Below are 12,146 nucleotides of genomic sequence, written 5' to 3'. Positions count from 1 at the left end.
GTTATATTTTATATGACAGTTTATAAAAAATGATTGGTTCTACCGCAGAGAGGTAAAGCCAATATTGATTTAGCAATCCGATGCTCCCAGTTCTCCTGTAAGTCTCCTTTCATAATTAATAATGAACCATGCGGCAATGGTAAAAACCGTAGATGAAAAAGGGGTTAAATTTGGATAAAAATATAAAATATAGAAGCAGCTCATTGGCTGCTTCTTTACATTATTATTTTTCTTGAAATTAATTCTTCTTTTCAAATTCAAATGATGCACTAAAATCATTTTTTAGAATGATAAAAGCATCAAACTTTTTACCGTTTTTGGTTTTCATGCCCTTAATTAATCATGTTTTGTTTTGAGTTAGTAACAAAGTAAGATCTTTAATACTGAGTTGTATTCCACATGTAATTCTGAAGAGAATCCAGTTACACTGTTCATCTGCGCATTTGGCAATTTTAGCTTTGATAATAAGAGTATGTTTTTGGCATTTAGGGCATTTTAATTGTGGTATATTTTCTTGAGGAATATAGAGTGATAAAAGTTCGCTGGTGATTTCTGCTGTGTAGTGTTGGATGTCGTTCATGAATTGGTCTTTACTGAGTTCATCTTTTTCAATTCTATCCAGTGTTTTTTCCCATTCTGCGGTCATTTGGACATTAGCTATTTTTTTGTCTTTGACAAGGTTGTAAACCTGTAGGCCTTTATCTGTAGGATGTAGCGTTTTGCTTTTCCTGATAATATAGTTTCTGCTGAGCAGCGTTTCGATAATGGAGGCTCGTCTTGGTCACAAATAGCTAAAAGGCTCCATTCTAATCTAAATGGAGCCTTTTTTTATTTTCCAATCCAGAATAAGCCAGATTAATATTTTTAAAGTTCAAAGAGGATGATCAGGCCTGCTTAGCAAGATTCTTTTTAATCTTCATCATCAAAAAATCTGGCATAAGCCGTGGTAGATTGGATAAAAACCAATTCATCGAACCAACGATCTTCTTGCCTTTTCCATTTAACAACAGTTTAACACCTTCTTTTGCAACGACTTCCGGCTGTACCGATTTGTTGGTTTTCATCATATTGGCCTTGAGCATTTCCTCGGTATAAAATCCGGTATCGATCGGTCCGGGACAAAGTGCAGTAACCACAACGCCCGTTCCCTCAAGTTCTGAAGCGAGTGTTTCTGTAAAGGCCAGTACGAAACTTTTCGTCGCAGAGTAAACCGAATAATACGGAAACGGCAGAAATGCCATTACCGAAGATACATTCATGATTCGGCCTGATTTTCTTGTCACCATATCAGTCGCAAAAAGTTTGTTAAGTACTACCAGACTGGAAATGTTCAAGTCGATCATCTTCAGTTCCTCTTCCAGAGAGGTCTCTATGAATTCTCCATAAGTTCCAACACCGGCATTGTTAACCAAACCAGTAACCAACAAATCTTTCTCCAGAACTTCACCGTAGAGCTCTATAGCATTATCCACCACAGACAGGTCTTTGACCATGCAATACACAGAGACCTTGTAGATACTGATCAATTCTTCCTCCAACTTTCTGAGTTTTTCCTCACTTCTCGCTACCAAAATCAGATTTTTACCTTTCTCGGCCAATTGAATAGCCATTTGGTAGCCTATTCCGGATGATGCTCCGGTAATTAAAATATATTCCCTCATTTTGTTAATTTTAATGTTCTTCTTCTTTTTCAACATCAAGACTTGGCGGAATCAGTTTGTACATTACAGGGGTCACAATTCTTGAAAGAATTGTTGAGCTTATCAAACCTCCGATCAACACAATTGCCAAAGGCGCGATCAAGGGATTTGAATTTAAGGCCAAAGGAATCAATCCACAGATCGCTGTGATGGAAGTTAAAACAACAGGAAGAAAACGCGTTTCTCCGGCAATAGCAATTGCTTCGTCGATCGACTTCCCTTCCAGTCTGAGCTGATTCGTGAAATCTACCAGCAACAGAGAATTTTTAACCTGAATTCCCGACAGTCCGATGAATCCGATGATCGCAACCATTGACATCGGGCTTCCGTCGATCAGCAGGAAAATTACCCCACCTAAAATTCCCAACGGAATGATGGACAAAACGATAATAATTCCTTTGAATGTTTTGAACTGTAACAACAAGACGGCAATGAAAAGGAATGTGCTCAAAATAATGACCGAGATAAAGTTACCACCCAGCGCATCGCCTTCAGATTCTTTTTCACCAGCCAGTTTGTAAGAGTAGCCTTGCGGCATTTTCAGTTGATCAAGCTTCGGAACAATATCCACCAGCAGGTCATTGGCATAGTATCCTTTGGCCGTCATTGCTGAAACTTTGGCAAATCTTGACTTATTGAAGTGGTTGATCGCTGTTGGAGAAATTTCAAAGGTAACTGTCGCAATCTGATTCAGTGCAATCGGTGCCCCCTGAACATTGTTGACATAAAGATTTTTCAAAGCATCAAGAGTGGAGAATTTTTCCCTTGGCAAAGTTAAGGTCACTGTTCTTGAATCACCCCGGTCATCAATGTAATCTCCAACAGGAAGTCCGGCAATGGCAAGGCGAATCACTTTATCAACCTCACTCGTCATCACTCCTAACGTTCTTGCTTTTTCTTTATTGATCTTTACCTTGACATCTGTTTTATAGGTATTCAACTCATTGCTCACGTAAACTGTACCTTCCTGTTTTCTCAGAATATTTTCAACCTGTGAAGAGAGTGATCGCAGCACCGCAGGATCTTCACCAAAAAGGCGAACCACAATATTGGCCTCAATCGGTGTTCCCTGTTCTAAATCTTTGACCTCAATTTTCGCGTAAGGTATTGTCTTAAATTTTTCTCTTAAGGTTTCGATCAGTTCGGTCTTTACAGCTGGTTTTGCCTCGTCATCCAATTGAACAAAGACCTGGGCAAAATCGGGCTTTCTGTCCTGTGGATGCACATTGTAATAAATTTGAGGGTTTCCTTTTCCCACATTCGAAGTATAATAGGTGATCTCCTTGTGATTTTTTAATTCAGACTCAACGATCTTCGCCACACGGTCACTTTCGGAAATGTTGGATTGAAGAGGCATTTTGATATTGATCAGAAACATCGGTTTTTCAGAGGTTGGAAATAGTTTAAATCCTGTAAAACTGAGTAACACAAATGCCAAAACACTCAAGGCCAATGAAATTCCGATCGTTATCTTTGGATATTTCAAAGCTCTAGGCATAATACCTTTGTAGCTGTTGGTCAGGAATTTCTGAAGGTATTGAAGAAAGATATTTCCGCCTTCGTGGTCGTGGGTTTTCAGAAACTTGCTCCCCAGAAAGGGAACTAACATCAACGCGACCAACATCGAAGCTAAAACACTCGTGATCACTGCCATCGGAAGACTTCTCATAAATTCTCCTGCAACATCAGGAAGGAATGCCAAAGGGAGAAACGCAATGATCAACGTGGCGGTACAGCCAACGACTGCCAAACCGATCTGTCTGGTGCCTTTCAGAACCGCATCTTTTTTGGAATGCCCTTCCCGTAGCCATCTTTCAATATTCTCGACGACCACGATACTGTCATCGACCAGCAGTCCCAAAGCGACCACCAAACCAACGATACTTAGCTGGTTTAATGAAAATCCTAAAGCGTTCATAGCGATCAGACCTAATGCCAATGACAATGGAATGGAGATCATGACAATCACAGAGGCGCGCGTCCCCAAAGGTAATAACGTAATAATAACCAATATGATCGCCAATCCAAAGTCAAAACCTAAATGTCCGAGACGCTGCGAAACCATATTCGCCTGATCGAAATTTTTAACCAATTTGATATTTTCGGGAAGCTCTTTTGCAGTCTGCTCAAGGATCGGTTCAAATTCTTTCTGAACATCTGTAATATTGACATTATCCTTCATCCCTGCACTGACAAGAACACATCGGTGTCCGTTGATCCTCGTGATATGATCTACCGTTTGCGATTTGTAACCCACTTCGGCAACATCTTTCATATAGACGATCTTTCCGTTGGCATTGTAGATAACTGTGTTGGCTACATCTTCCTCATTTTTGAACTTACCGCTCGTTTTTACGTTGAAAACTTTAGTGTCCATATCAATACTTCCACCCGGAATGTCGGCAGCCTCGCTCTGTAAACTTCCAATCACGACATTCAGAGGGATTCTCAGCTGAGCCAATTTATCCAGTTTCAGATCTACTCTGATCTCCTGCTCAGGAATCCCTGAATAGATGACGTTTTTAAGATTGGTGATCTTCTCGAGTTTTGTTTTAAGTTTATCGGCTTCATCGTGCATTTTTTTCTCCGAAGCATTTTCAGACACCAAGGCCACCTGCAGAATTTTGACATCGGCCGAGGATATCTTTTCTGTTTTGATCTGATAGATGTCCTTCGGAAGCTCACTGTTTTTAAGCGCATTGACTTCTGTTGAGATTTCCTGATATTTGTTTTCCACATCAACACCATATTTGAATTTAACTTCAAACGCAGCGACACCATCTTCCACAGTGGTCAGGATCTTATCGATATTCTCCAATCCATAGATCTTGTTTTCAATCGGTTTAACCACCTGTTCTTCCATATCCTTTGGACTTGTACCGGGGTAAATGACCGTTATCAGATATTGCGGCGGATGTGTTGCAGGATCTTCCGATCTTGGCATTGTGAACAGTGTCAGCATACCCACTACGGCAACGAGAAGAAACATGATCAACGTGAACTGGTAGTTCTTTACAGCAAAATTTGTAATTTTCATCAGTTGTTATTTAATAATTTTAATGTTCGACTGCTCGTTAAGATAGGCACTATTGGAGATCACTATTTTATCGCTTTTCTGAAGTCCATCCTGAACGAAAACTTTGCTGTTTTCAAATTTGGCGATCGTGATCGGTCTTTTCTTGACCCTGCTATTTTCTACAACATAAACAAAGGCTTTTTTTCCGTCTGCTTCGAGAAGAGAATTATAGGGGATCACAATAAAATCCTCAGAATGATCGGTTTTGATCTCTGCTTTTCCGAACATTCCCACGGCAGGTTTGCTGTCATTCATCATCAGTTTAAGCTCTACCTGAAAAGATCCGAGCGCCATATCAGCAGACTGCGATTTTCTAAACACAAAGGCGTCGAATTTCTTACCCGGATAACCGTCCAGCGTAACCACCGCCTTTTGCCCAACCTTTGCGGATGCCCATTCGGTATCTGTCAAACCGACTTTCAGTAAATAATTGTTGTTGTGGAAAGTTTCATTGATCATTAAAACCGGCGAACCCGGGCCTACGATCTCACCTTTGTTGGCTATTTTTTGTGAAACGAAGCCGTCAGCGCTCGCATAGATTTTTGCGTATCTGGCATTGAAAGCAACAGCATCTTTCTGTCTTCGGGCAATGTCCAGCCCTGTTCTGGTATTTTGTACCTGCTCCAATGTGTACACACTGTCTTTATATAAATTGGTTGCACGTTTGTAATCACGTTCATTCTTTTGAACATTTAAGTCGGACTGATTCAGACCGGCACGGATTTCGGTTTCATCTAAGGTCGCCAGAAGCTGACCTTTTCTGAAAAACTGACCCTCCTCCACATAAACACCACTCACCACTCCACCGATCTTGAAGGAATAGGTCGTTTCGTTTTCTGTTGTCACCAAACCTGATGCGCTGATATTTCCGGCAAGCGCCAGAGAACCGACCGATGTGGTTTTAACGGGAATGACCTCGGCACTTTCAAAGGGTTTGACTTCTTTTTTCTCTTCTTTACAGGACATGATGAAGAAAAGAGAAAGCATTGATATTTTTAATGTTTTATTCATGATCTTTTAGTATATTATCTTTTAAAATTAAATGTGGCATTGGCTCTCTCCAGCTCTGCAAAGGCAATCCAGGAATTATAGAGGGAAATATTGGCGTTCAGCTGAGTATTGACCACCTGATTTTGGGCATCCAGCAATTCGATGTAAATCGCCATTCCTTCTTTGTACAGTTTGGTAACATCACCATTGTATTTTTTGGCTGTTTCCTTTTGTTTCTTATCCGATTCATACTGTTCCAATGCTGATTTCAGATTATTTTGGGAAACCTCGAACTGCAACAGTAGCTGCTGCTTAACATTGTCGATCTGAGAACTGATCTTTTTGCTGTCCTCATCCACCTGCTTCAGCTTGTATCTGTTCTTATTACCTGAAAAGATGTTCCATTCCAGACTCAGACCTGCGAAATAGTAACGGGACGACTTTTCAACTTTAAAATCAAAATCCTGCAATCCCAGATCTGCAAATCCGCTTAGTTTTGGAAACCAGCTGGATCTCGTCAACTGGTAAACGTTTTCATTGATCTCCTTTGCCTGTCCCAATTGTTTCAATTCTTCTCTGCTTGACGTATTTTCTGTGATCATTTCGGTTGGTAATTCCATATTCTCATCGATTTCGATTTCTGAATCAAGCTTTTGATTTATAAGAAAATTGAAATAAGATTTTGCATTTTTGCTTGTGTTTTTTGCTGTCTCAAGATTCGCTTCGATTCTCGTTACCTCGTTATCACTCCTGAGTACTGCGGTTCTGTTGATCTTGTCATTTTTAAATAGCGATCTGTTGACCCTTTGATTTTCTTTGACTATGGCCAATGCGTTTTCATAGATCCTGATACCTTCCACAGATTGCAGATACTTGTAGTAGGCAATTTTTATGTCCTTGACCAATTCACGTTGGTAGATTTCCAGTTCGATCTTTTGCATTGTGGTTTGCTGCGCCTTGATCTTTTTATTGTAAATGATCTCATAATTCAACAGAGGCATCGTCGTGTGAAGTTTAACATCGTAGAAATTGTTTGGATTGATCAATACCGATTGATTCTGGAGTTGTGGAAAAGCGTTGGAATTCGTGATCTGATTCAATGTGCTGTACACCGGATTCAGCATATCCCCGATCGGAATGTCAATGGTTCTTCCGCCGTCTGCAATGGTGTAATTTGTGACAAAAGCGACATTCGGCGAAAACAATGATTGTGCTTCCTTTAGCGCATACAGACTTTTATTGATGTCAAAGTTCTTCTGTTTGATCACTTCGTTGTTTTCAAGACCGATTTCTATGTATCGGTCGAGATGTTTTTGACTATACCCAAGAAAACCAAGGCATAACAGAAACATTACTGATAGATTTTTATTTTTTAAATACATTGTTTATAATTTGAACATTGTTCATGATTTTTTTCAAAAAAGGGTAATTATTCTAATCATTTAGTGAGACTAAATTGACTGTTTCATAATTCCATCAAAAGACATCAACAAAATTTCTCACAAGATTGTAAATGTGGATTAATTTTATTGGAGCATAAAATAAATGGCTTGCTTCAGACATTTAGCATAACCTCACCTTATAAATCACCTGATTGATTAGCTAAACATTTCAGCAGATAACTCTCCATTGATTTTCACTCCCGCTACCGATCCGGATGATACTGCCAATGAAACTGACCTTAACATGTTACTATTGTCACCAACTGCATATACACTATCTAAGGTAGTTTTATGAGATTCATCGATTTTGATCAGACCTGCATCTGTCAACTCACATCCTAATTCCTCCGGAATATTAGAATGTTGACGGAATGGTACCGGTGCATACATTGCTTCAAAGCTTTCTGCTGTTCCATCATAAAAAATAACCTTTTCGATATATCCGTTGTGGTGTTGTATTTCTGAGATCTTTTTCTCAATTATTTTGACACCATTTCTTTTAAGGATTGCAATATTGTCAGCATTACTGGCATTTATCTCTGATGTAATCAATGTGACATCATCGGTCAGATTTTTAATTAACGAGGTAAAATACACCAGACGATCTCCATCTGCTAAAATTGCTGTTTTCTTGTTCCTGACTTCATATCCATGACAGTAGGGACAATGTATGACAGATATTCCCCAGCTTTCTGCGAATCCTTTGATATCGTGTAGGGAATCTAAAATTCCGGTGGCAAAAATCAGTTTTTTACCTTTAAATGAATTGCCATCTGAAGTCTTTATCACAAAACCCTCCGATATTTTGCTTCCATTCACTGCGAAACCATCATAAAACTCGATGGTTGGATATTTGGCAACCTCTTCCCTGGCAATTTTCGCAATTTCTCCCGGGGGTACACCATCTCTCGTCAAGAAATTATGTGAATGAGGGGTTTGTTTATTGCAGGGATTTCCACTGTCAATAATTAAGACATTCCTCAAAGAACGTCCGAGTGTCATGGCAGCAGAGAGTCCTGCATAACTGCCACCTACGATAATTGTATCGTACAATTTTTGATTACTTAAGTCCATATCAATATTTTTAAAGAAGACAGAAGGCATGGAAGTCGCCAAAAATGCGAGAGATGCATTTTTAATAAAAAATCTTCTGTCCATAATTATTTTATATAGTTTAATGTGTGTCTTGAAATTTCCTAATGAAAACTAATAATCTCTTACTACTTACACATTGTTTTTATTTTGAACAGTGTTCATTTTTTTCAGCAAAAAAAAACTTATAGTTTTTCTAATATTTTTAAATATTCGTTATAGCCTTCTGACAGAATAGTTTCCGGACTGCTGAATTTAATGCCTTTGGTTCTGTGACGGATCTCCAGACAGCACATACCGTGAACCAAACTCCAGATCATAAAAGACAATGCTTCCGAATTATGACCATTAAAATGGCCTTGCTTCATGCACTCCTCCACCGTTTTTTTTAAGTAGCCATACGTCTCAGTTCCTTCTGGCCACAGATTATTCTTCTGTTCCTCTAGATAATCCATCGGAGCTTTCAGATTGAACATTAGATCATACATTTCAGAATTTTCCATCGCAAATTTGATGTAGACGAATCCCATTTTTCTCAGTCTCTTCATTGGATCCTCTATTTTAAAAAGCTCATTGAAGTACTGCCCCAACTCCTGAAATCCGATGGAATGAAGGTCGTGGAAGATCGCATTCTTATCTTTGAAATAAACATAGACAGTACCCACACTGTAATTGATCTCATCAGCTATATTCCTGATCGTGGTATATTCAATACCTTTTTCAACGAAAAGCTTTTTAGCTCCGTTTAGAATTAGCAGTCTTAGTGCCTCTTTCTCCTTCTGTTTTCTTTCGCTGATACTCATAGAATGATTTTATGATACAAATGTATAAATATTTTTTGAACGTTGTTCATTTTATCTTACAATGTTTTCTATATCAGTAAAAAAAAACTTATAATCAAATTGTTATCTTTCAGCAGATTAAGACTTTCATTACAAAAGTGTCAACCCAAAAAAACTTAGTTGATTCTACTATAAAAAATCAAAACACTGAAAATCAATTAATTAACACAGAGATCAATGAAGGTTTGAAAACTTTACCTTCGATAACCTAACAGTATTCGAACACCAAAATTTAGAGAAAAATCAAATGTATATTCCATTAAATTGTTTTCAATTGTTGTTCAAAAGCAAACAAAGAAATTTCCTTTAGAAAATGATTTATCTTCTCATCATTACCTAAAGTTTCTCCTACTCTTGACACAGACTTTTCTAATTTTATTCCAAATATTATTTTTATAAACTCCGGTAACATATTCAGAATTTTTTCATCAGTAATTACTTTCTCAGGAAAATATAATCTTGCTATTCTTTGTTTTGTTAATATATCAGAGACCTCATAAATGTCTCCTAAATGACAAAATATATTATTCCCTTCTTTTTTCCAAACATTCCTACTCCTGCCTTTAATGCTTGTTCACGTAATTCTGAAGCATAATTCTTTAAATTGACTTTACAACTGTTCTTAATGAGAAAATAGTCATCGTAATCAATTTTTCCCATCGAAAAAAGCTGTAAAGTCAATTTAAACTTCTATCCTTTTTCTAGCGTCCAGAACCAAGCATTTTTAGCCAAATAAGCTTATAAACAGGATTCCTAATGCCTTCTGTGTGATATGGATTGCGGCCTTTATTTTGTTTAAGAAGTGGCTGGTCTAGTGCAAAGACATTTTCTCTGGGTATGTGTAATGCTAGACATATTTCATCTAACTGCGCTGCGGCGGCTTCTTCTACATGATAAGTAGCAAAAACATTTTCAGGTTGAGTAATGAATTTCTGATAATACCAGCCAGCGATCTCTTTTGTTGTTGAATTGCTGTAGTCCCATCCTCCGGAAAAACTGATGACCCTTGCCACCGATTCATGCTGGGCAATAAATTCAGCCATACCTCCACCCTGAGATTGGCCGGCTATGGCTATTTTGCTCCAGATAGGCTTACCAGTACTTTGATTTAAGTATTGAGACCAGAAACCTTCTTTATCATTTCTTGATAAATACTGTAACAGTTTTGTCAAACGGGGTATAATAGCATCTTGAAATTCATCTGGAATAGACAAAAAAACATTATCACCGTAAATTCGTTTCCTACGAAACTCAGCTGCACAAGTAACATTTTCATTTAATTTATTGCCCACACATACCTGCGAAACACCAGGTGTGCTAATGAAAGAAAGTGCTATAATCCTATACCCCTGATCCAACGCTGTTTTAAAAAAATTTAATGGAATATTATCTGTTGATCCGTTGGTACCAGTGAGCCATAACAATACCTTATTATTTTTAATAGTCTTGTCGTAATACACAACATGTACACTGTCCCACTTACGTACAGAGGAATCCGCTTCGCTGGGTTTTATTTTTATTATTTTATATCCAGCAAAACCAACAGCAAGGTTTATGTTTTGCGCTCCTATACTTGTGCCTGGACTTATAACAAGTAGCAATAAAATTAATGGCACAATGATTGGGAAGAAAATTTTCTTTTTCATTTAGAATCAATGTTTGTTGAGTTTCATATATAAATCTCCTAGTCTGATAATAAAGTTTGTATTGACGGAGATAATCATCGCTTGTTATAGAAAATTATTTTTATTTCGAACTTATAATAGTGGGTTCTGATTACTTTTTGTGTATATTTTTATTTCATCCTCAAAACTACTACAGAGGCTTATCAAACTGTTGTAATGTTAGAATCCCTTTCCCCCAATTATAATTGGCTCCAGTTGCTTTATTCATATTAAATCTTGCAAAAGCGCCACTTGGGAGATTAGTGCCCGGATTTATCTCTAGATATCCTTGAATCGAGTATACTATAGCAATTAGACTGGAAGTAGGGTTATCAATCGTTTCCGAATAAATTCCCGACACACAAGAAACTCCAGTTTGAAGAAATTTCCTTGATCCGTTAGGTTCTTCCACCCCATCTTTTAAAAATCTTATTCCCTGGAAAATGGCACCACTTGTATTTAAAGCGAGGTTATCTCCAGTAGAATTAGTTAATCCATTAGGTATTGAGTAATTAAAAAGGATCAATGAAGATGTATTAGCGGGAATATATACCGTAAAGATATTATAGCCAATATCAATGTTATTGATGATAGTTTGGGTTGGATATGATGTATTCAATGCATATAAAACAGGATTAGGTGCCTGATAACTAAATATTCCTCTTGGGGTATAAGCATTAGGAGGCTGAAGACTAGCTAAAGGAACTTTTTTACCAGTACCATCACTTTGTAGTACCATTATTCTATCAGTATTATCTACGGATGTAGCATTAGGTACTGCATTGAATTTTACATTTCCATTTACTTCCAGCTTTTGGGCTGGTGTTGAAGTACCCATTCCAACATTTCCGGCATCCATTATAACAAATTCTGATCCTGCAGCTCTGGCTGAACCTGAAGAAGTTGCTCCAAGCTTAACCATTGTGTTGGCGCTATCATCCACAAACGCATCGGGAGTAGGATCTGCTACTGTAGTTAATTTACTCCATTTGCTTGTTACGCCATCAAAATAATAGAACCCTATACTATCTATATTTGATCCCTGCCCTGTAGCGCTGCCAGTGGCAATACTGTTTACATAAATAAGAGTAGAAGGCTCAACTGAAGTCATATTTACAGCCCTTTGCCTGTCTATACGCGGTATTAGTAATCCATCTGCTAAAGTTGAGGTTCCGCTTGAATTTTTTGCTATAATGTCAAGAGTCGCTTTTGGAGCCGTAGTGTTAATACCAATTTGTCCATAGATTATGGTGCCAAAAAATATCGCAGCCATAGGTAATAATTTTTTTTTCATTTTATAAGAATTTCTGTTACAAAGGAAAATAAACCAGAAATCTCAT

The 12,146-nt window shown here is 37.9% G+C and carries 11 protein-coding genes; all 11 read right to left on the bottom strand.

Annotated elements, in window-relative coordinates; genetic code table 11:
* Nucleotides 1-238 precede the first annotated feature (238 nt).
* Entirely contained in the window at nucleotides 239-328 is a 90-nt protein-coding gene (locus tag KYG33_RS22600) for a hypothetical protein (protein ID WP_411267040.1), read from the bottom strand.
* A gap of 12 nt (nucleotides 329-340) precedes the next feature.
* Nucleotides 341-733: a DNA topoisomerase gene (locus tag KYG33_RS02525; protein WP_257469001.1), complete on the bottom strand. Its 393-nt coding sequence runs from the start codon at nucleotides 731-733 to the stop codon at nucleotides 341-343.
* A 151-nt stretch (nucleotides 734-884) separates the two neighbouring features.
* Nucleotides 885-1,661 carry an SDR family NAD(P)-dependent oxidoreductase gene (locus tag KYG33_RS02520; protein WP_172625784.1) on the bottom strand — a complete coding sequence of 259 codons (777 nt, stop codon included), beginning with the start codon at nucleotides 1,659-1,661 and terminating at the stop codon, nucleotides 885-887.
* 10 nt (nucleotides 1,662-1,671) lie between these two features.
* Entirely contained in the window at nucleotides 1,672-4,737 is a 3,066-nt protein-coding gene (locus KYG33_RS02515) for an efflux RND transporter permease subunit (protein WP_219072614.1), read from the bottom strand.
* A 6-nt stretch (nucleotides 4,738-4,743) separates the two neighbouring features.
* Nucleotides 4,744-5,787, bottom strand: a complete 1,044-nt coding sequence (locus tag KYG33_RS02510) for an efflux RND transporter periplasmic adaptor subunit (protein ID WP_219072613.1) — start codon at nucleotides 5,785-5,787, stop codon at nucleotides 4,744-4,746.
* A gap of 14 nt (nucleotides 5,788-5,801) precedes the next feature.
* Nucleotides 5,802-7,118, bottom strand: coding sequence for a TolC family protein (locus KYG33_RS02505; RefSeq protein ID WP_257468896.1), 1,317 nt, complete (start codon nucleotides 7,116-7,118; stop codon nucleotides 5,802-5,804).
* Nucleotides 7,119-7,364: 246 nt separating this feature from the next.
* On the bottom strand, nucleotides 7,365-8,366 hold the full coding sequence (locus KYG33_RS02500) for an NAD(P)/FAD-dependent oxidoreductase (RefSeq protein ID WP_317619670.1): 1,002 nt from the start codon (nucleotides 8,364-8,366) through the stop codon (nucleotides 7,365-7,367).
* 119 nt (nucleotides 8,367-8,485) lie between these two features.
* A complete protein-coding gene (locus tag KYG33_RS02495; RefSeq protein WP_077416084.1) occupies nucleotides 8,486-9,103 on the bottom strand; it encodes a TetR/AcrR family transcriptional regulator in 618 nt (205 codons plus the stop codon).
* A 298-nt stretch (nucleotides 9,104-9,401) separates the two neighbouring features.
* A complete protein-coding gene (locus KYG33_RS02490; protein ID WP_219072611.1) occupies nucleotides 9,402-9,554 on the bottom strand; it encodes a hypothetical protein in 153 nt (50 codons plus the stop codon).
* A gap of 289 nt (nucleotides 9,555-9,843) precedes the next feature.
* On the bottom strand, nucleotides 9,844-10,788 hold the full coding sequence (locus KYG33_RS02485) for a BPSS1187 family protein (protein WP_219072610.1): 945 nt from the start codon (nucleotides 10,786-10,788) through the stop codon (nucleotides 9,844-9,846).
* Nucleotides 10,789-10,957: 169 nt separating this feature from the next.
* Nucleotides 10,958-12,079 (bottom strand): hypothetical protein, encoded by a 1,122-nt coding sequence (locus KYG33_RS02480; protein WP_219072609.1) that lies wholly within the window; start codon nucleotides 12,077-12,079, stop codon nucleotides 10,958-10,960.
* Nucleotides 12,080-12,146 lie beyond the last annotated feature (67 nt).

Source organism: Chryseobacterium sp. D764 (assembly GCF_019317325.1).
Taxonomy (GTDB): domain Bacteria; phylum Bacteroidota; class Bacteroidia; order Flavobacteriales; family Weeksellaceae; genus Chryseobacterium.
This window is presented reverse-complemented; position numbering and strand designations above follow the sequence as displayed.